The organism is Cellulomonas sp. P4_D11 (assembly GCF_056401915.1).
Map to the genome: position 1 here is coordinate 56,529 of NZ_JBFUIK010000021.1, position 18,458 is coordinate 74,986.

At 74.8% G+C, this 18,458-nt stretch carries 18 protein-coding genes; 7 read left to right on the forward strand and 11 right to left on the reverse strand.

Features of this window, described 5'->3' with window-relative positions:
- Positions 1 to 55: 55 nt before the first annotated feature.
- Positions 56 to 2,590: a flippase-like domain-containing protein gene (locus AC1DT4_RS14055; protein WP_477090414.1), complete on the reverse strand. Its 2,535-nt coding sequence runs from the start codon at positions 2,588 to 2,590 to the stop codon at positions 56 to 58.
- Between the two features lie 186 nt (positions 2,591 to 2,776).
- Here AC1DT4_RS14055 and AC1DT4_RS14060 point away from each other — a divergent pair, with 186 nt between their 5' ends.
- Positions 2,777 to 3,367: an HdeD family acid-resistance protein gene (locus AC1DT4_RS14060; RefSeq protein WP_477090415.1), complete on the forward strand. Its 591-nt coding sequence runs from the start codon at positions 2,777 to 2,779 to the stop codon at positions 3,365 to 3,367.
- Between the two features lie 7 nt (positions 3,368 to 3,374).
- Here the strand turns inward: AC1DT4_RS14060 and AC1DT4_RS14065 are convergent, their stop codons facing one another.
- A complete protein-coding gene (locus AC1DT4_RS14065) occupies positions 3,375 to 4,253 on the reverse strand; it encodes a CPBP family intramembrane glutamic endopeptidase (protein WP_477090416.1) in 879 nt (292 codons plus the stop codon).
- A 148-nt stretch (positions 4,254 to 4,401) separates the two neighbouring features.
- Between AC1DT4_RS14065 and AC1DT4_RS14070 the strand changes: the two genes are divergently transcribed.
- The 4 genes from AC1DT4_RS14070 to AC1DT4_RS14085 are packed head-to-tail and all read left to right on the forward strand — an operon-like array spanning position 4,402 to position 7,034.
- Positions 4,402 to 5,061 carry a hypothetical protein gene (locus tag AC1DT4_RS14070; protein ID WP_477090417.1) on the forward strand — a complete coding sequence of 220 codons (660 nt, stop codon included), beginning with the start codon at positions 4,402 to 4,404 and terminating at the stop codon, positions 5,059 to 5,061.
- Entirely contained in the window at positions 5,054 to 5,356 is a 303-nt protein-coding gene (locus tag AC1DT4_RS14075) for a transcriptional regulator (RefSeq protein WP_477090418.1), read from the forward strand. Before AC1DT4_RS14070 ends, AC1DT4_RS14075 begins: the two co-directional genes overlap by 8 nt.
- Positions 5,353 to 6,261 carry an ABC transporter ATP-binding protein gene (locus AC1DT4_RS14080; protein ID WP_477090419.1) on the forward strand — a complete coding sequence of 303 codons (909 nt, stop codon included), beginning with the start codon at positions 5,353 to 5,355 and terminating at the stop codon, positions 6,259 to 6,261. Before AC1DT4_RS14075 ends, AC1DT4_RS14080 begins: the two co-directional genes overlap by 4 nt.
- Positions 6,258 to 7,034: an ABC transporter permease gene (locus AC1DT4_RS14085; RefSeq protein ID WP_477090420.1), complete on the forward strand. Its 777-nt coding sequence runs from the start codon at positions 6,258 to 6,260 to the stop codon at positions 7,032 to 7,034. Before AC1DT4_RS14080 ends, AC1DT4_RS14085 begins: the two co-directional genes overlap by 4 nt.
- Positions 7,035 to 7,062: 28 nt before the next feature.
- On the opposite strand, the gene AC1DT4_RS14090 is transcribed toward AC1DT4_RS14085, so the two are convergent.
- The 3 genes from AC1DT4_RS14090 to AC1DT4_RS14100 are packed head-to-tail and all read right to left on the reverse strand — an operon-like array spanning position 7,063 to position 9,988.
- A complete protein-coding gene (locus AC1DT4_RS14090) occupies positions 7,063 to 9,420 on the reverse strand; it encodes a heavy metal translocating P-type ATPase (RefSeq protein ID WP_477090430.1) in 2,358 nt (785 codons plus the stop codon).
- A gap of 32 nt (positions 9,421 to 9,452) precedes the next feature.
- On the reverse strand, positions 9,453 to 9,692 hold the full coding sequence (locus AC1DT4_RS14095) for a heavy-metal-associated domain-containing protein (protein ID WP_477090421.1): 240 nt from the start codon (positions 9,690 to 9,692) through the stop codon (positions 9,453 to 9,455).
- A 14-nt stretch (positions 9,693 to 9,706) separates the two neighbouring features.
- The gene (locus AC1DT4_RS14100; protein WP_146927746.1) at positions 9,707 to 9,988 is read right to left on the reverse strand and encodes a metal-sensitive transcriptional regulator; all 282 of its coding nucleotides are present in this window, start codon (positions 9,986 to 9,988) and stop codon (positions 9,707 to 9,709) included.
- Positions 9,989 to 10,080: 92 nt separating this feature from the next.
- Between AC1DT4_RS14100 and AC1DT4_RS14105 the strand changes: the two genes are divergently transcribed.
- Positions 10,081 to 10,554: an RrF2 family transcriptional regulator gene (locus AC1DT4_RS14105; protein WP_477090422.1), complete on the forward strand. Its 474-nt coding sequence runs from the start codon at positions 10,081 to 10,083 to the stop codon at positions 10,552 to 10,554.
- 22 nt (positions 10,555 to 10,576) lie between these two features.
- On the opposite strand, the gene hemL is transcribed toward AC1DT4_RS14105, so the two are convergent.
- The 6 genes from hemL to hemE form a co-directional block, all read right to left on the reverse strand.
- On the reverse strand, positions 10,577 to 11,926 hold the full coding sequence (hemL, locus tag AC1DT4_RS14110) for a glutamate-1-semialdehyde 2,1-aminomutase (RefSeq protein ID WP_477090423.1): 1,350 nt from the start codon (positions 11,924 to 11,926) through the stop codon (positions 10,577 to 10,579).
- Positions 11,923 to 12,918, reverse strand: a complete 996-nt coding sequence (hemB, locus tag AC1DT4_RS14115; RefSeq protein WP_477090424.1) for a porphobilinogen synthase — start codon at positions 12,916 to 12,918, stop codon at positions 11,923 to 11,925. The genes hemL and hemB overlap by 4 nt, the downstream gene beginning before the upstream one ends.
- Positions 12,918 to 13,745, reverse strand: coding sequence for a uroporphyrinogen-III synthase (locus AC1DT4_RS14120; protein WP_477090425.1), 828 nt, complete (start codon positions 13,743 to 13,745; stop codon positions 12,918 to 12,920). Before AC1DT4_RS14120 ends, hemB begins: the two co-directional genes overlap by 1 nt.
- On the reverse strand, positions 13,742 to 14,713 hold the full coding sequence (gene hemC / locus AC1DT4_RS14125; protein ID WP_477090426.1) for a hydroxymethylbilane synthase: 972 nt from the start codon (positions 14,711 to 14,713) through the stop codon (positions 13,742 to 13,744). Before hemC ends, AC1DT4_RS14120 begins: the two co-directional genes overlap by 4 nt.
- 165 nt (positions 14,714 to 14,878) lie before the next feature.
- Positions 14,879 to 16,195 (reverse strand): protoporphyrinogen/coproporphyrinogen oxidase, encoded by a 1,317-nt coding sequence (locus AC1DT4_RS14130; protein ID WP_477090427.1) that lies wholly within the window; start codon positions 16,193 to 16,195, stop codon positions 14,879 to 14,881.
- Positions 16,195 to 17,259, reverse strand: coding sequence for a uroporphyrinogen decarboxylase (gene hemE / locus AC1DT4_RS14135; RefSeq protein WP_477090428.1), 1,065 nt, complete (start codon positions 17,257 to 17,259; stop codon positions 16,195 to 16,197). Before hemE ends, AC1DT4_RS14130 begins: the two co-directional genes overlap by 1 nt.
- A gap of 46 nt (positions 17,260 to 17,305) precedes the next feature.
- Between hemE and AC1DT4_RS14140 the strand changes: the two genes are divergently transcribed.
- A partial coding sequence (locus AC1DT4_RS14140; protein ID WP_477090429.1) for a glutamyl-tRNA reductase occupies positions 17,306 to 18,458 on the forward strand: 1,153 nt, incomplete at its 3' end.

An 18,458-nucleotide genomic window follows, 5' to 3' on the forward strand; every position in this document is an offset into this window, starting at 1 on the left:
AGCACGAGGCTCCGGGCCGGTACCGCACAGGTGCCGGCCCGGAGGTGTCTTCGGGCTAGAGCTCGCCGGTCCGCTGCAGGTACCGCATCGCCGCCCAGCCGATGGGGATGCGCAGCCAGTAGGTGGCCACCCGGAAGAGGACCGCGATCGAGGTCGCGATACCGGGGTTGATGCCCGTGATGCTGGTGAGCGTGCCGGCCAGCGCGAGCTCGATGGCACCCATGCCGCCGGGCGTCGGCACCAGGGCGCCGGCGGTGTTGCCGGCCAGGTAGACCAGGGCCACCTGGATGAGGGTGGCGTCCTGCCCGAACGCCGCGAGGCTGGCGTCGAACGCGAAGATGAACCCGAGAGTCATCAGCAGGTTGCCGCCGATGGCCAGGGCCAGACGCCACGGCTGGCCGAGGACCTCGATGAGGCGCGGCCAGGTCTGGCGCAACGTCGGCATGGTCTTGGCGAGCACCCACTGGCGCACCTTGGGCACCAGCAGCCCGGAGGCGACCAACACGGCGAGGATGCCGATGACGAGGAGCACGACCGGGGAGATGGGCAGGGGCGACTCCGTGTCGCCGGACAAGAGGGTGAGCACCAGCAGCAGGCCCAGCGTCACGACGAACTGGCTGACCTGGACGAGGGCGACCGTTGCCGCCGAGAGCGTGGTCGACACCCCTCGCTTCTGCAGCATCCGCAGGTTCAGGGCCGCCGGACCGATGCCCGCCGGGGCGGCGAGCCCGACGAAGGTGGCGGCGGTCTGCACCAGGGTCGCGCGCCACAGGGGCAGCTTCACGGGCGAGAAGGCCACGAACGCCAGCGCGGCGCCGACGAGGGTGAGCAGCCCGAGCACGAACGCGACCACGGTCCAGCGCCAGTCGCCGGTCGCGAGCGCCGAGGTGATCTCGTCGACGTTGATGCTGGTGATGACGAAGACGATGGCGACGATCGGCACGACGATCGTCAGCACCGTCCGCGCGCCGAACCGGACGAGCTGCTGGGGCTCGACGTCGGCCTCGGGGAGGTGGGTCACCAGCGCGGACCGCAGCTCGGCCAGGACCTTCTTGTTCGCCCGCATCTCGTTGCGGGTCAGCCGCGGCAGCGTGATCGTCTGCAGGAGCGGGCCGATCTCCGCGATGTGCTCGTCGGGGAGCACGGCGACGGCCGAGTCGAGCGCGCGCGTCGCACCGACGCGGAGCGCGAGCAGCGCGACCAGCTGGGTGACGTCCATGCGGCGGGCGAGCTCGGAGGACGCGACGTCGCCCTGCTCCCAGCTGGTCACCCAGACGACGGGTCTGCCGACGACGCTCTCGACGAGCAGCACGTCGCTGGTCAGCGAGCGGTGGGCGATGCCGGCGTCGTGCGCGAGCTGGAGCTGGGCCCAGATCTCCTGCAGCACGTCGTCCGTGAGCTCCGCGGGGTCGAGGTCGCCGAGCGGGACGGCCCGGCCCGGGCGCTCCTGGACCAGGAGCATCGAGTCGTCGGCCTCGGCGATGCTCAGCAGCTTGGGCGTGCGGACGCCGGCCGCGCGCGCGGCGTAGGCGAGCAGTGCGGTGCGCTCGGCCGCCTGCCGCAGCGACACGACCGACCGGCCCTCGAGGCCACGCATCCGCAGCGACCGCCACAGCCGGGTGAGCATGCCCACCACCTGCCGGTCGCCGTCGATGACGACCAGGTCGAGCTCCTCGCCCTCCGCGGTGGTCAGCTCGTACAGGCGGTGGTCGGTGGAGCGGGTCAGCGCGCGGGCAGCGGAGTCGCCGTCGAGCTCGGGGGCGTCGGGCGCGGTCGACGTGGTCTCGTCGGCCACCCGCAGCAGCTGCACGGGGTCGAAGCCGGCCCGCCGCACACCCGCGACCAGGCTCGCGCCGTACGCCCGCTCGGACTGCACGCCCGACAGGTAGCGCACCCCGAGGCCCGTGACCCGGCCGAGCAGGAACGACACGACCAGCCCCGGCAGCGACACCCCGGCGGTGATGAGCAGGACCCCGATGGCGACCCAGAGCAGGTTCCAGGACCACTTGACGGTCCGGCGGCGGCCGCGCGGGCCGACGACGGTGAGCAGGCCGACCAGCAGGGCGACGTAGCCCGGCAGCGTGACGACCCACTCGCCGTTCGCCCGGATCGACATCCCGATGGTCAGCTCCTCGGAGCCGAACGTCGTGATGGCCCAGAGCACGGCCTCGTTGAGCATCAGCGCCGCGATGGCCGCGATCAGGCCCTCGAGCAGCTGCCGGCCCAGCCGGCGGAACGCCAGCTCGGTGATCACCGCGAGCGGGACCGCCAGGACGACGAAGACCTCGAGCCCGCGCCGCGGGACGAACAGGATCCGGTTGAGCAGCGTGGCGAAGCCCTGGACGTCCTCGGCCACGCCCGACGTGGTGTTGTGCGCGTACGTCGCGAGCACGAGCACGAGCGCGACGCCCAGCGCCGAGAGGATGGTGCCGAGCAGGTCGCTCGGGTGGTGCACGCGGACCGTGGGGACGTCGACGATGGTGACGTCGTCGGTCGTGGTCCGCGTCGGGAGCGCGACGGCGTCAGCGGGCGCGGCGTCGGCGGCGGCGGCCGCCTCGACGTCCGCGCGACTGGCGGGCGTCGCGGACATAGGGGCGAGTCTAGGCAGCGTGGCTGTCTGTGCCCGGCAGGGCTGGCCGACGATGCTGTCGCGCTCGTCACGGCCCCGTGACCTGCTTCGACGGGTATGCGCGCGTCCGAGCGCTCTGTCGGGATCGTCCACTACCGTGACGCCGGAGGGAGCACTCCCTCGCCCGACTTCCCCGTGGAGGCCCCGATGTCCGACGACCTGACCGCCGCCGACGTCTCCACCGCGCTCCGCCGCTCGTGGTGGCTGCCGGTCCTGCGTGGCGTGGTGCTGCTGATCCTCGGGCTGCTCATGCTCGTGCAGCCGCTCTGGTCGGTGACGGCCCTCGTCTGGATCTTCGGCATCTTCGCCATCCTGGACGGGCTCATCGCCATCGCCCAGTGGTTCGCCAACCGCAAGGAGCCCGGCGCCGGCTGGTTCCTGCTCTCGGGCATCATCGGGCTGCTGCTCGGGATCGTCGTGGTGGTCTGGACGCCGGAGACCGCTCAGGTCCTCTTCTACCTGATCGCCGCGTGGGTGCTGCTGCTCGGCGTGCTCGGGATCATCGCGTCGGTCGTGCTCTACCGGGCGCGCGACGTCGGCTGGTACTGGGTGCTGACCTTCGGCCTGGTGAACACGCTCTTCGCCCTGCTGCTCCTCACCCACCCGCAGACGGTGGTCAAGGTCATCGTCGTGCTGCTCGGGCTCTTCGCCTTCGTCGCCGGCGTCATCCTGATCGTCAGCGGGTTCGCGACGAAGCAGCTGGCCAAGGACCTGGGCACCACCTCCGCGACGGTCTGACCCGCGGTCAGTTGAGGCCCAGGGCCGCGATCCAGGCGGCGGGGACGAGCGCGTAGCCGACGAACACGACCATGTCCATGATCGTGTGCGCGACCACCAGCGGCATCACCCGTCGCCTGCGCCGGTAGTACTCGGCGAAGACCAGGCCCATGATCGCGTTCCCGACGAACGCGCCCCAGCCCTGGTACAGGTGGTACGAGCCGCGCAGGAGCGCACTGGCGACGACGATCGCCGGTGCGCTCCAGCGCAGCTCGCGCAGCCGCTCCATCAGGTACCCGACGACGATGACCTCCTCCAGCAGCGCGTTCTGCAGCGCCGCGAGGAGCAGCACGGGGATGGTCCACCACGCCGAGTTCAGCGCCGACGCCTGCACCTGGACCGCCAGGCCGAGCGCCCGGGCGACCGCGTAGAGCCCCAGGCCGGGGATCCCGATCACCGCGGCCAGCCCCACGCCGACGCCGAGGTCCCGCCACGGCCGCGTGAAGTCGAGGCCGATCCGGCGGACCGCCGACTTCCCGTTGGCCGACAGCAGGTACAGCGCCAGCGCGACCGGGACCAGCGCGAACCCGACCTGCAGGAGCTGGTACGTGAGGTCGAGCCACGGTCGCGCTGACCGGCTCGGGTTGAGGGTCGTGGACTGGTCGCCCAGCGGCGGCCCGGCTGTGAGCCGGTCGATGATGTTGACCACCGCGTACAGGCCCGACTTGCCGAGCGACAGCCCGAGGACGATCCAGATCTCGGTGGTGATCCGGCGGCGGTACGCCCGGTCGCCCGGCGGCGGTGCGATGCGAGTGGAGAGGTCGCTCTCGCGCGGGACGACGTCGACGTCGCTGCGGGCGGGAGCGTCGGGGCTCGCCCCGTCGGGCGTCGGCGTCGGCGCGGTCATGGTCGAAGCGTAGGCCGCCTCCCTGGACGCCACCTGGACGCCCGCTGGACATCGCCACCGCGGTCGGGCGGCACGACGACCCGGCGGAAGGGGTTGCCAGTCGGTGCACGACAAAGTAGTTTGTAGCGCAAAGTCATGGAGGACCACGATGAGTACCGATCCGCGCGATGCCGACGGGACCGCCCCCGACGGCCGGGCGGCCGAGGCCGACGCCGCGCCCGAGGTCGCCGACGCGCTGGCGATCATCGCGGCGCAGCGGGCGCGGACCGCGCAGGTGCGGCCGTCGAGCGCGCTGCTGTTCGGGGTGTGGGGCGCGGTCTGGCTGGTCGGGTACGGGGCGATGTGGTGGACGGCCCGCGACGACGACACCCCGTCGGTGGCGGCGGGCGTGATCGCGGTCGGCGGCGGCGTGCTCGCGCTCGTCGTGACGATCGTCCACATCACCCGCCGGACGCGCGGCATCGCCGGCTCGAGTGCGCGGCAGGGCGCGATGCTCGGGTGGGCGTGGGCGATCGGGTTCCTGGCGCAGAGCATGATCGTCGGCGGGCTGGGACAGGCGGGGGCGTCCGGTGAGGTCGTCGCGCTCGCGGCCAACGCGATCGCCGCCCTGGTGGTGGGCCTGCTGTATCTCGCGGGCGGGATCCTCTGGCGGTCGACCGCGATGTACGTGCTCGGGGGCTGGATCGCGCTCGTCGGTGCGGCGGCGACGCTCGCCGGGCTGCCCGGGTCCTACCTGCTCATGGCGCTGGCGGGCGGCGGCGGGATGCTCGTCGCGGCGGCGGCCGAGGCAGCGCGCAACCGTGGCTGACGTCGAGCTGGACCCGGTCATCCACGCGCAGGCCCGCCTCCGCGTGGTCGCGACGCTGGCGTCGCTGGGCGCCCACGACCGCATCGCGTTCCCCCGCCTGCAGAAGCTGCTGGACATGACGGCGGGCAACCTCTCGACCCACCTACGCCGACTGGAGGAGGCGGACTACGTGACGATCACCAAGACGCACGAGGGCCGGACGCCGGCCACCTACGTGGCGCTCACACTGACCGGACGGTCGGCGTTCGAGCGGTACACGCGCTCGCTGCGGGCGCTGCTGGACGGTGCCTCGTGAGCGCCGTCGTGGAGCTGACGGGGGTGACCCGCACGTTCGGCGCCGTCACCGCGCTCGACGACGTGTCGCTGACGGTCGGCGAGGGAGAGCTGGTCGGGCTGCTGGGGCCCAACGGCGCCGGCAAGACCACGCTGCTCAGCCTGGTCAGCGGCCTCCGGAAGCAGGACTCCGGCGACGTCCGGCTCTTCGGGGGCGACCCTCGGAAGGCGTCGTCGCGGATCGGGCTCGGGACCACGCCACAGGAGACGGGGCTGCCACCGACGCTGACGGTCGGCGAGGTGGTCGACCTCGTCGCGAAGCACTACCCGTCTCCCATGACGCGCGCCGAGGTGCTCGCGCGGTTCGGGCTCGAGGACCTGGTCGGGCGGCAGACGGGCGGGCTGTCCGGCGGGCAGAAGCGGCGGCTGGCGGTCGCCCTCGCGCTGGTCGGCAGGCCGCGGCTCGTCCTCCTCGACGAGCCGACCACCGGCCTCGACGTCGAGGCGCGGCACATCCTCTGGCAGGCGCTGCGCGACTACCACGCCGACGGCGCGACCGTGCTGCTCACCAGCCACTACCTCGAGGAGATCGAGGCGCTCGCCGAGCGTGTCGTGGTCATCGGCGCAGGTCGGGTGCTGGCAGACGACAGCCTGGCGTCCGTGCTGGGTCTCGTGGCCCTGCGCCGGGTGATCCTGTCGCTGCCTCCGGGGGCGTCGGTCGATCTCGCGCGGCTGCCGGGTGCCCAGAGCGCCCAGCAGGGACCCGACGGCCGATGGACGGTCCTCGCCAACGACGCGGACCGGCTGGTCCGCGCGCTCGTCGTCGAGGAGGTGCCGTTCCGCGACCTGGAGATGCGCGGGGCCTCGCTGGAGGAGGCCTTCCTGGCGCTGACGCACGAGTCCCACGAGGAGGAGGTCGTCCGATGAGCACCACGACGCTGGCGCCCCGACCGTTCTGGTCGCTCGCCGTGCTGCACGCCAGGTTCCAGTTCCTCGAGACGATCCGGATCCCCATCGCGGTCATCGGCAACCTGCTGTTCCCGTCGCTGGCGCTGCTGTTCTTCGTGATCCCACAGCGGACGGTGGCCGACGACCCGCTCTACGCGACCGCCGCCATCGCCCAGCTCGGCGTGTTCGCCGTGATGTCGACGTGCCTGTTCTCGTTCGGCGTCGGCGTCTCCGAGGACCGCGCGCTGCCGTTCGACCCGTTCCTGCGCACCCTGCCCGCCGGTGCGGGGCCGCGCCTGGTCGGCCGCGTGCTCAACGGCGTCCTGTGGTCGTACCTCGCGCTCGTCCCGCTGGTGCTCCTCGGGGCGGTCGCGACCGCCGCCACCGTCACGCCGGCGCAGGCGCTCGCGGCGATCGTCATGGTCCCCGCCGTAGCGGTCCCGTTCCTGCTGCTGGGCCTGGCGATCGGCTACCGGCTCAGCTCGAAGGCCGCGATCGCCGTCGTGCAAGCGACCCTCTTCCCGCTCGCGTTCGCCGGCGGGCTGTTCCTGCCGCCCGAGGCGTTCCCACCGTGGCTCGACGCGATCTCCAAGGTGCTGCCGTCGCGCGCCGCCCGCGACCTGGCCGTGCAGGCCGTGACCGGTGCCCCGGCGTACACCGGGGCGATCCTTGTGATCCTGGCGTGGACCGCGCTGTTCGCGGCGATGGCGGTGACGGCGTACCGCCGCGACGAGGGCCGCCGGTTCCACTGAGCGGCGGCCCTCGTCGGGCGGGGCGAGGTCAGGCGAAGCGGCGCAGGCGCAGCGAGTTGCCGACGACCAGGACCGACGAGAAGGCCATCGCGGCGCCCGCGATCATCGGGTTGAGCAGGCCGAGGGCGGCCAGCGGGATCGCGGCGACGTTGTAGGCGAACGCCCAGAACAGGTTCTGCTTGATCACGCGCAGGGTGCGGCGGGACAGCCGGATCGCGTCGCCGGCGGAGCGCAGGTCGCCGCGGACGAGCGTGATGTCGGCGGCCTCGATCGCCACGTCGGTGCCGGTGCCCATGGCGAGCCCGAGGTCGGCGGTGGCCAGGGCGGCGGCGTCGTTGACCCCGTCGCCGACCATCGCGACGCGGGCGCCCTGCTGCTGCAGGCGGGCGACGACCGCGACCTTGTCGGCGGGCAGGACGTGGGCGAACACGTCGTCGTCGGCGATGCCGACCTCGCGCGCCGCCGTCCGGGCCGCGCCCGCGTTGTCGCCCGTGAGCAGGACCGGGCGCAGCCCGAGGGCCCGCAGCTCGGCGACGGCCTGCGCGGACGAGGCCTTGACCGGGTCGCGCAGGACCAGGACGCCGCGCGGCGCTCCGTCCCAGGCGGCCATGACGGCGGTGGCGCCGTCTGCCTCGGCCGCGCCGAACGGCTCCTGGTACGCGGTCGGGTCGATGCCCTGGTCGCGGAGCCAGGCGGGGCGGCCGACGAGCACGCGACGGCCTAGGCCCACGCCCGAGTGCGCCGTGCGGACGACGCCGGAGACACCGTGACCGGCCTCCGCGCGGAAGTCGTGGACCTGGTCGGAACCGATGACGACGCCGTCGGCGCCCGACGGGCCCTCGTGCTGGATGACGGCGGTCGCGATGGCCCGGCCGATCGGGTGCTCGGCCAGCTGCTCGACCGCGGCCGCGTAGCGCAGGACGTCGGGCTCCCCGACCACGTCGACCAGCGCCATCCGGCCCTCGGTCACGGTCCCGGTCTTGTCGAGCACGACCGTGTCCACGGTCCGGGTCTGCTCGAGGACCTCGGGGCCCTTGATGAGGACGCCCAGCTGCGCGCCGCGGCCGGTGCCGACCAGGAGCGCGGTCGGCGTCGCGAGGCCGAGGGCGCAGGGGCACGCGATGATCAGGACCGCGACGGCGGCGGTGAAGGCGGCCTGGACCCCGGAGCCGGTGAGCAGCCAGGCGGCGAGCGTGCCCACGGCGAGGACCAGCACGATCGGCACGAACACCGCGGAGATGCGGTCGGCCAGGCGCTGGACGGGGGCCTTGCCGGTCTGGGCGGTCGCGACGAGCCGGCCGATCTGCGCCAGCCGGGTCTCCGAGCCGACGCGCGTGGCCCGCACGACGAGCGCGCCGGACGTGTTGATGGTGGCGCCCGTGACCTCGTCGCCGGGGCCGACGTCCACCGGCACGGGCTCGCCGGTGAGCAGCGAGGTGTCGAGCGCGGACGTGCCGCGGACCACGACGCCGTCGGTGGCCACCTTCTCGCCGGGGCGGACGGCGAACTCGTCGCCCACCGCGAGGCGCTCGACCGGGACCCGGTGCTCGGTCCCGTCGACCAGCAGCGCGACGTCCTTGGCGCCGAGGTCGAGCAGCGCGCGCAGGGCGTCGCCGGCGCGGCGCCGCGAGCGGTGCTCGGCGTAGCGGCCGGCCAGCAGGAACGTCGTGACGACGGCCGCGACCTCGAAGTACAGCTCGGGCACCTCCATGCCCATCTCGGCACGGGGCCACAGGGACGGCGTCATGGTCAGGCCGAGCTCGCCGGCCCCGCCGAGCAGCAGCGCCCACAGCGACCAGCCGGTCGCGGCGATGATGCCGATGGAGACCAGGGTGTCCATGGTCGAGGCGCCGTGGCGGGCCGCCCGGAACGCGGCGCGGTGGAACGGCCACGCCGCCCACGTGGCGACCGGCAGCGCCAGGGCTGCGACGACCCACTGCCACCCGGTGAACTGGAGTGCGGGGATCATCGACAGCAGCAGCACGGGGACGGTGAGGACGACGGCGACCCGCAGGCGCGCGCGCAGCTCGGTGCCCCGGGCGTCGGTGGGGGCCGACGTGTCCTCGTCGGCGTCCATGTCGTGACCCGGAGCCATCGCGTGGCCGGACAGCGCGTGCTCGAACGGGTCCATGTCGTGGTGCATGAAGTCGGCGGAGGAGCCCCGGTGCTCGGGTGGCGCGGGGTGGTGCGCCTCCGGGCGCGCGCCGACCACCGTCGCGTCGTACCCCGCGGAGCGGACCGCCGCGACGAGCGCCGCGGTGTCGGCGGGCTGCCCGTCGGTCATCGTGACGCGTGCGGACTCGAGCGGCAGGTTCACGGTCGCCTCGACGCCCGGCAGCCGGTTGAGCTTCTTCTCCACCCGCGCGACGCAGGACGCGCAGGTCATGCCCTCGATCGCGAGATCGACGGTCGAGTCGTTCACAGCAAGGACCTCCGCGGGGTGACGGCGTAGCCGGCCTCGACGACCGCCTCGCTGATCGCGGCGTCGGCCAGCGGGGACTGCGAGACGACGGACACGGTCGACGACCCGCCGACGGTCAGCTGGATCGCGACGTCCTGGACCCCGGGCAGGGCGGACAGCTCGGAGGTCACCGCGGCGACGCAGTGCCCGCAGGTCATGCCGTCGACGCCGAACGTGGTGGTGGTGCTGGTGCTCATGGTGGGGTTCTCCTCTAGCTGCGGACGAGGCGGGCGATGGCGTCGGCGGCTTCCTTGACCTTCGCCGCGCCCTCCTCGGGGGACTGGCGGGCGGCGTCGACGACGCAGTGGGCGAGGTGGTCCTCGACCAGCCCGATGCTCACGGCCTGCAGTGCCTTGGTGACGGCCGCGACCTGGGTGAGGATGTCGATGCAGTACACGTCCTCGTCGACCATCCGCGCGATGCCGCGGACCTGGCCCTCGACCCGGCGGAGGCGCTTGAGGTAGTCGTCCTTGGCGTCCGTATAACCGTGCATGGGGGCCTCCAGAAGGGTCGAGCGGGTGCAATCTCTGCAACACCATACCCCTGGGGGGTATTTCCGACGACGTCGCGGGGCACAATCGCTGCATGCGGGTCTCGGCGAAGGCGGACTATGCGGTGCGGGCGTGCGCCGAGCTGGCGTCGTCCCCCCACGGCGACCCCGTGCGGGCCGACGACCTGGCGGTCGGGCAGCAGCTCCCGGTCGCGTTCCTCGAGCGGATCCTGGGTGACCTGCGCCGCGGTGGCGTGGTCGCCAGCATCCGCGGGCGCTCGGGCGGCTACCGGCTGGCGCGGCCGGCCGACGAGATCACGCTGGCCGACGTCATCCGCGCGGTCGACGGGCCCCTGGTGACCGTGCGCGACGAGCGGCCGACCGCGCTCGAGTACGCCGGGTCGGCCGAGGCGCTGCTCGAGGTCTGGGTCGCGCTACGGGTGAGCGTCCGCGACGTGCTCGACCAGGTGACGCTCGCCGGCCTGGTCTCCGGTGAGCTGCCGCCGACCGTGCACGAGCTCGCGGCGCGGCACGACGCCTGGGTCAACCCGCCCGCGGGCGCACGCTGACGCTCGGGCCGGTCAGGACGGCTCAGGCGGTCGGCGCGGTCGCCCGGGCGGCGGCGCGGACGGCGTCCGGGAGCGCCGAGACGATCCGGTCCACCGCGGCGTCGTCGTGCGCGGCCGACACGAACCACGCCTCGAACGGCGACGGCGGCGCGTAGACCCCGGACTCGAGCAGCGAGTGGAAGAACGGCGCGTACCGCCACGACTCCGTCGCCTTCACGGCGTCGTAGTCGCGCGCCCCGTGCGCCGCGGCGTCGGCGCCGAAGAACGTGCTGAACAGGTTGCCGGCCCACTGGATGGCGTGCGGGAGGCCCTCGGCGGACAGGGCGGCGCCCAGCTCGGCGCGCAGCTGTGCGGAGACCGCGTCGACGGTCGCGTACACGGACTGGTCGGCGAGGCGGAGGGTGGCCAGGCCCGCGGCGGTCGCCACGGGGTTCCCGGACAGCGTGCCCGCCTGGTAGACGGGGCCGACGGGCGCGAGCAGCGACATGACGTCCCGACGCCCACCGACCGCGGCGACCGGCAGGCCGCCGCCGATGACCTTGCCGAACGTGTAGATGTCGGCCGCCCAGCCCTCGCGCAGGCCCTCGAGCCCCCACCAGCCGGAGTAGCCCACGCGGAAGCCGGTGAGCACCTCGTCCTGGATGAGCAGCGCGCCGTGCTTCAGCGTCAGGCGGCGCAGCGAGGCGTTGAAGCCCGGCAGCGGCGGCACGACGCCCATGTTGGCGGGCGCGGCCTCGGTGATGACCGCGGCGATGCGGTCCCCGTGCTCGCGGAACGCGGCCTCGATCGCCTCGAGGTCGTTGTAGGGGACGACGATCGTCTCGGCGGTCACCGCGGGGGAGACGCCGGCGGAGTCGGGCAGGCCGAGCGTCGCGACGCCGGAGCCGGCCGAGGCCAGCAGCGCGTCGACGTGCCCGTGGTAGCAGCCGGCGAACTTCACGACGAGGTCGCGGCCGGTGGAGGCGCGCGCCAGGCGCAGCGCCGTCATGGTGGCCTCGGTGCCCGTGGACACCAGGCGCACGTTCTCGGCGGCGGGGACGCGGGAGCGGATCTCGTCGACCAGGTCCACCTCGGCCAGGGTCGGGGCGCCGAAGCTCAGGCCGCGCCCGGCCGCCTCGCGGACCGCCTCGACGACCTCGGGGTGGGCGTGGCCCAGCAGGGCGGGACCCCACGAGCCGACCAGGTCGACGTACTCGGTCCCGTCGACGTCGGTGACGTAGGCGCCGCGGGCGGACGCGAGGAACCGGGGGGTGCCGCCGACGTTGCCGTACGCGCGGACGGGCGAGTTGACGCCGCCGGGGATGACGGCCTGGGCGTGCGCGAACGCCTCCGAGCTCAGAGTGCTCGTGCCCGCCGTGCTGGTGACGCTCATCGGATCTCCTCTGCCAGCCAACCGGCCAGCTCTGTCGCAGAGTACGTGAGAACGTGATCGGCACCGGCGCGCCGGATGCTGAGCACGGACTCGAGGATCGCCCGTCTGCGCTCGATCCAGCCTCGCGCGGCGGCGGCCTCGATCATGGCGTACTCACCCGACACCTGGTAAGCGGCAACCGGCACCGTGGACATCGCGGCCACGTCGGAGAGGATGTCGAGGTACGCCAGCGCGGGCTTGACCATGACGATGTCGGCGCCCTCGGCCAGGTCGATCTCGACCTCGCGGACGGCCTCGCGGCGGTTCGCGGGGTCCATCTGGTAGGCCCGGCGGTCCCCCTCGAGCTGCGACTCGACGGCGTCGCGGAACGGGCCGTAGAACGCCGAGGCGTACTTGGCCGCGTAGGCGAGCACGGCGACGTCGTCGCGACCCGCGGCGTCCAGGGCGTCGCGCACGTGTCCGACCTGGCCGTCCATCATCCCGGACAGCCCGACGACGTGGGCGCCGGCCTCCGCCTGCGCGAGGGCCATCTCCGCGTACCGGACCAGGGTCGCGTCGTTGTCGACCACGCCGCTCGGCGTCAGGACGCCGCAGTGGCCGTGGTCGGTGAACTCGTCGAGGCAGAGGTCCGCCTGCACGACGAGGGCGTCGCCGACCTCCGCGACCACGTCCGCGATCGCGACGTTGAGGATGCCGCCCGGGTCCGTGGCCTGCGACCCCACGGCGTCCCGCACCGTCGGGACGGCGAAGACCATCACGCCGCCGAGCCCCGCGCCGGCGGCCTCGGCGACCGCCTTCCGCAGGGAGTCGCGCGTGTGCTGGTGGACCCCAGGCATCGAGCTGATCTCGCGCGGCTCGGCGAGACCCTCCCGGACGAACACCGGGAGCACCAGCTGTGCGGCGTCGAGGCGCGTCTCCGCGGTCAGACGGCGCAGCGCAGGCGTGGCGCGCAGCCGGCGCGGGCGGATCCTGCGGGGGGACGGGTCCGTCATCAGAGCTCCTCGGGGCTGGGGATCGGGACGGGCAGGACGGTGCGGACCGCGCGGGTCAGCGCGTCGACCATGCCGGTCATCGTCTGCTCGGTCGCGACGCCCGCGAGCGGCAGGCCCAGGCGCGCGGCCTCCGCGGCGGTCGACGGGCCGATGCCGATCATCAGGGTGCTGGCCGGCGGGGGGCCGAGGCGCGCAGCGAGCTCCCGCACCGTGCTGGCCGACGTCAGCAGCGCCGCGTGGATGGTGCCTTCGGTCCAGTCGCGCCGGACGTCGTCGGGGGGCGGGGCGGCGGGGACGGTCCGGTAGGCGACGACGTCGGTGACGTCCCAGCCCCGGGCGTGCAGGCCGTCCGTGATCGTCGGCGCGGCCAGGTCCCCGCGAGGGAACAGCACGCGCGCGGGATCCGCGGGCGCCGGCCACGACTCCACCAGCGCGCGGGACGTGGACTGGCCGCCGGGCACCAGGTCGGGCTCGACCCCGACGTCGCGCAGGGCCCGCGCGGTGCCCGGGCCGACGGCGGCGACGCGCACGTGCCCGTCGGCGAGGAGCTGCGTGAGGCTGCCGGCGCTCTCCTGCGCGCGGTCGACCAGCACGGGGACGGCGGCGGCGCTGGTGACGACGAGCCACGAGTACCAGCCCGACTCCAGCGCGAGCAGGGCGTCGTCGAGCTCGGTCGGGTCCTCGGGCGGGACGGTCTCGATGAGGGGGACGACGACGGCCTCGGCGCCGGCCGCCGCCAGCGCGACCACGGCCGGGCTGCGCCCCGCGGAGGGTCGGGGCACCAGGACGCGCCAGCCGGACAGCGGCAGCACGGGCGGAGCGGTCATCGGACGGTCCCGAGCGCGGCGAGGTCGGCGGCGCCGGCACCCAGGAGCGTCTCGGCCAGCTCGGCGCCGAGCCGGCGGGCGTCGTCGATGCTGTCGGTGCCCAGCGTCGTGCTCAGGCCGCGGCGGAGGGTCTCGCCGCCGTCGGGCCGCGCCACCACGGCGTCCAGCTCGAGCGTCCGGCCGTCGTCGGCGAGGTGCGCCCACGCGCCGATCGGCGCCGCGCAGCCGGCCTCGAGGCGGCCGAGCAGCGCGCGCTCGGCGACCACGGCCAGATGCGTGGGGCGGTGGTCGAGCGCCCGCAGGGCGACGGCGAGCGGCGCGTCGGCTGCGAGGTCGGCACGGACCTCGACGGCCAGCGCGCCCTGACCCGGGGCCGGGGCCATGACGCCGGGCGCGAACGCCTCGGTCACCGCGTCGAGCCGGCCGAGCCGCGCCAGCCCCGCGCGGGCGAGCACGACGGCGTCGAGGTCGCCGGGCCCGGTACCGGAGCCCGAGACGCGGCCGAGCCGGGTGTCGACGTTGCCGCGGATGTCGACCACGACCAGGTCCGGGCGGGCGGCGAGAAGCTGGGCCGCGCGGCGCGGGGAGCCGGTGCCGACGAGCGCGCCAGGGGGCAGCAGGTCCAGCGTCAGCCCGTCGCGCGCGCAGAGGGCGTCGGCGGGGTCCTCCCGCGGCGGGACAGCGCCGAGCCGCAGCCCGTCGGCCTCGCCCGTCGGCAGGTCCTTGAGGGAGTGGACCGCGACGTCGCACCGCCCGTCGAGCAGGGCGTCGCGCAGCGCGGTGACGAAGACCCCGGTGCCGCCCAGGCTCTGCAGCGAGCCGGTCAGGCGGTCGCCGTCGGTGCGGACGTGGACGGTCTCGAGGGTGAGGTCGCCGCGCCCGAGGATGGCGAGGGCGTCGACCACGTGGCCGGTCTGCGTGAGCGCGAGCGCGCTCGCACGAGTCCCGACGCGCACGTGCTGAGCCATGTCGCCAGTGTCCCTCTCAACCGCGGGGATGTCGAAGCGCCGAAAATACGTGACGCGGTCGTGACAACTTGTCAGCAAATAGCCGCGAGCGGGCGCAGAAAATGTGACCCGCGACATTCTTGCACCGGTTGCCGACGCGTTGTCAGAAAATGCGCGAGGAATTCGTCAGAGCACCGAGCGCGCCGCGGCGCGGGCGTCCGGCACCACCGACGCCAGCCCGTTGCCCGCCACCCACGCACCGCACACCGCGGCCCCGTCGAGCGCGCCCACCGCGGCCCGGACGTCGCGGACCACCGCCTGGTGCGCGGCGCTCGGCCGCGGGAGGGCCTGGGTCCACCGGACGACCGCGTGCCCGACCAGCCGGTCCGGGGCGAGCGGCACGCCGAGGAGCGTCGCGGCGTCGCGCAGGGCGAGGTCGACGTCCGCGTCCGCCGGCGACCCCGCCCGCCCGTACGAGAGCCGCACGACGTGCCGGCCGGGTCCGGCCTCTCGCGCGAGCCATGCCCACTTCGCCGTGCCGTGCGTCAGCGCCTTGGCGGCGACGTCGGTGGCCTCGCGCGCCACGAGCACACCGGTGCCGCGGGGCGCGGCGTCCAGCGCGGGGGCGTCGAGCACCAGCGTGACCAGCGTGACCTGGGCGCCGGGGTCGGGTCGGCCGACGGCGAGCCCGAGCAGGTCGACGGCCGCGGGGGTGGCCAGGACCAGGCGGTCGGCGTGCTCGCCGGCCACCACCCAGCTGCGCCCGTCGCGCGCGACGTCGGCGACCGCGGCGCCCGTCCGGACCTCGCCGCCACGGGCCTCGAGGTCCGCGACGAGGGCGTCGACCAGCACGTGCACGCCGCCGTCGATCCCCTGCACGGCCGACCCCGCGGGAGCCGACGCGCGCAGCGACCCGACCCCGCGCGCGAGCGAGCCGCGCTCGCGGCGGACGGCGTCCGTGAGCCCCGGCGCGACGGCGTCGACCGCGAGGTCGTCGGGGTCCGCCGAGTGCACGCCGCCGACGACGGGCCGCACCAGCCGGTCCAGCACGCGCGCGCCCATCCGGCGCCGGACCAGCCCGCCGAGGGTCGGCTCGTCGCTCGGGGGGAGCACGAGGTCCAGGCTCGCGCGCGCGGCGCCGACCAGCCCGAGGGTCCGGCGGACGTCCGCCGCCCACGGGTGCGCGGGGACGCCCAGCAGGCCGGTGCGCGGCAGGGGCCCGTCGCCGCGCGGGAGGTGGACCCAGGAGCCGAGCGGCTCCGGCGTCCGGACGCGTGCGGTGAGCCCGAGCTCGTCGAGCAGCTCCGCGACCGCGCCGCCCCGCGTGGCGAACGACTCGGCCCCGGCGTCGAGCCGCAGGCCGGCGACCGTGTGCCCGGCGACCGCTCCCCCGGCGGCGTCCCGCTCCTCGAGCACGAGCGTCCGCAGGCCGGCGACCGCCAGCTCCCGCGCGGCGACCAGGCCCGCGATCCCGCCCCCGACGACGATCGCGTCCCAGCGCATCAGATCTGGTGGACCAGCTCGGCCACGCGGGTCAGCACCGTCGGGTCGGTCTCCGGGGGCACGCCGTGGCCGAGGTTCACCACGTGGCCCGGGGCGACCGAGCCGCGCGCGACGACGTCGCGGACGTGGGCCTCCAGCACCGGCCACGGCGCGGCGAGCAGGGCTGGGTCGATGTTGCCCTGCAGCGGCGTCGTGCCGCCCAGGCGGCGGTTCGCCTCGTCGAGCGGCAGCCGGTAGTCGACGCCGATGACGTCCGCACCGACGTCCCGCATGGCGCCCAGCAGCTCGCTGGTGCCCGTGCCGAAGTGGACCTTGGTGACGCCCAGGTCGGTGACGTGGGCCAGCGCGCGGGCGGAGGCTGGGGCGACGTGCGCGGTGTAGTCGGCGAGCCCGAGCGAGCCGGCCCACGAGTCGAAGAGCTGGGTCGCGCTCGCGCCGGCCAGGACCTGGGCGCGCAGAAACGCTCCGGTGATGTCGGCCGCCCACTCGGTGAGGGCCGTCCAGGTGGCCGGGTCGGCGTGCATGAGGGTGCGGGCCGCCAGGTGGTCGCGCGACGGGCCGCCCTCGACCAGGTAAGCGGCGAGCGTGAACGGCGCGCCCGCGAAGCCGATCAGCGGGGTGTGGCCCAGGGCGTCGACCGTCAGCGCGACGCCGTCGGACACGGGGCGCAGGGCCTCCGGGGTGAGCGGGCCGAGGTCGCGCAGGCGGGCGACGTCGTCGGCCGTCCGGACCGCCGAGCCCATCACGGGGCCGACGCCGGGCTTGATCTCCACGTCGACACCGGCCAGCTTGAGGGGCACGACGATGTCGGAGAAGAAGATCGCGGCGTCGACGTCGTGCCGCCGGACCGGCTGCAGGGTGATCTCGCTGGCGAGCGCCGGGTCCAGGCAGGCCTCGAGCATCGCGGTGCCGGTGCGCGCCGCCCGGTACTCGGGCAGCGACCGTCCGGCCTGTCGCATGAACCACACCGGGCGCCGAGCGGGCTGCTCCCCGGAATACGCACGGACCAGCGAAGAATTCTTCGTGCGGCCGGCGACGAGGGGGTGCGAGGAAGGAAGGTTCACAGGTTCGATTGTGCCGGACAATTGTCGAAGTGATTAACTCGGGGACGTGGTGCTGCTGTCCCTCGCCGCGAGTCACCACGACCTCGACCTCGATGTGCTGGAACGTCTCTCGTCGGACGTCCAGGCCGTCGCGTCCGAGCTCGTGGCCTCGCCGGTGCACAGGTTCGTGTCCGGTGCCGTCGTCCTGGCGACGTGCAACCGGTTCGAGCTGTACCTCGAGGTCGACGACGCCGCGGACACCCCGTCGGCGCGCGCCGCGGCCGCCGACGCGGTCGCCGCCCGATCCGGCTACACCGCCGAGCAGGTCGCGACGCACCTGCGGGTCCGGGCCGGCACCGACGCCGCCGAGCACCTCTTCTCGGTGGCCAGCGGTCTCGACTCCATGGTCGTCGGCGAGCGCGAGATCGCGGGGCAGGTCCGCCGGGCGCTGACCTCCGCCCGCCGCGACCGCACGACCACCTCCGGCCTGGAGTCGCTGTTCCAGGCGGCGTCCCGGGTCTCGCGGCTGGTCGAGAGCCGCACCGGGCTCGGCGCCGCCGGCCGCTCGGTGGTCGGTGTCGCGCTCGACATCGCCGAGCGGGACCTGCCGGACTGGTCCTCGGTGCGCTGCGTGCTGATCGGCACGGGCTCGTACGCCGGCGCGTCCCTGGCGGCGCTCAAGGCCCGCGGCGCCGGTGACATCCGCGTCTACTCCGCCTCGGGTCGCGCCGGAGCCTTCGCCGCCGCCCGCGGGGTCCGGTCCCTGCCCGCGTCGGCCGACCTCGCCGCCGAGGTGTCCGACGTCGACCTGGTGGTCGCCTGCAGCGGCGCCGCCGGTGCGGTCCTGGGGGTCGACGCCCTCGCCGCGGCCCGCGCGTCGTCGTCGGCCTCGCTCACCGTGGTGGACCTGGCGCTGCGGCACGACGTCGACCCCGGCGTCCGCTCGCTGCCGGGCGTCCGGCTGGTCAGCCTGCACACGGTCGCCGAGCACGCGCCGGCCGAGCACGCCGCGGTGCAGGCCGCCCACGACGTGGTCACGGCCGCCGCCGAGGCCTACGAGGCCGACCGCCGCGTCCGCGACTGGAACCCCGCGGTCGTCGCCGAGCGGACCCGCGTGCTCGGCGGCCTGGAGACGGTGCTCGGCACCCTGGCCGAGCGGGACGAGCGCGCCGAGCGCGCGCTGCGCCGACGCACCCGGGCCGCCCTGCACGGCCCGACGG

Excerpts from the sequence above, each read along its gene's own strand:
- AC1DT4_RS14090 (WP_477090430.1), bottom strand. The coding sequence starts at position 9,420 with ATGACCTGCGCGTCCTGCGTCGCGCGGGTGGAGAAGAAGCTCAACCGG.
- hemB (WP_477090424.1), bottom strand. The coding sequence starts at position 12,918 with ATGACGGACCCGTCCCCCCGCAGGATCCGCCCGCGCCGGCTGCGCGCC.
- AC1DT4_RS14055 (WP_477090414.1), bottom strand. The coding sequence starts at position 2,590 with ATGTCCGCGACGCCCGCCAGTCGCGCGGACGTCGAGGCGGCCGCCGCC.
- AC1DT4_RS14105 (WP_477090422.1), top strand. The coding sequence starts at position 10,081 with ATGCGGGTCTCGGCGAAGGCGGACTATGCGGTGCGGGCGTGCGCCGAG.
- AC1DT4_RS14130 (WP_477090427.1), bottom strand. The coding sequence starts at position 16,195 with ATGCGCTGGGACGCGATCGTCGTCGGGGGCGGGATCGCGGGCCTGGTC.
- hemC (WP_477090426.1), bottom strand. The coding sequence starts at position 14,713 with ATGGCTCAGCACGTGCGCGTCGGGACTCGTGCGAGCGCGCTCGCGCTC.
- AC1DT4_RS14070 (WP_477090417.1), top strand. The coding sequence starts at position 4,402 with ATGAGTACCGATCCGCGCGATGCCGACGGGACCGCCCCCGACGGCCGG.
- AC1DT4_RS14065 (WP_477090416.1), bottom strand. The coding sequence starts at position 4,253 with ATGACCGCGCCGACGCCGACGCCCGACGGGGCGAGCCCCGACGCTCCC.
- AC1DT4_RS14120 (WP_477090425.1), bottom strand. The coding sequence starts at position 13,745 with ATGACCGCTCCGCCCGTGCTGCCGCTGTCCGGCTGGCGCGTCCTGGTG.
- AC1DT4_RS14095 (WP_477090421.1), bottom strand. The coding sequence starts at position 9,692 with ATGAGCACCAGCACCACCACCACGTTCGGCGTCGACGGCATGACCTGC.
- AC1DT4_RS14060 (WP_477090415.1), top strand. The coding sequence starts at position 2,777 with ATGTCCGACGACCTGACCGCCGCCGACGTCTCCACCGCGCTCCGCCGC.
- AC1DT4_RS14085 (WP_477090420.1), top strand. The coding sequence starts at position 6,258 with ATGAGCACCACGACGCTGGCGCCCCGACCGTTCTGGTCGCTCGCCGTG.
- hemL (WP_477090423.1), bottom strand. The coding sequence starts at position 11,926 with ATGAGCGTCACCAGCACGGCGGGCACGAGCACTCTGAGCTCGGAGGCG.
- AC1DT4_RS14100 (WP_146927746.1), bottom strand. The coding sequence starts at position 9,988 with ATGCACGGTTATACGGACGCCAAGGACGACTACCTCAAGCGCCTCCGC.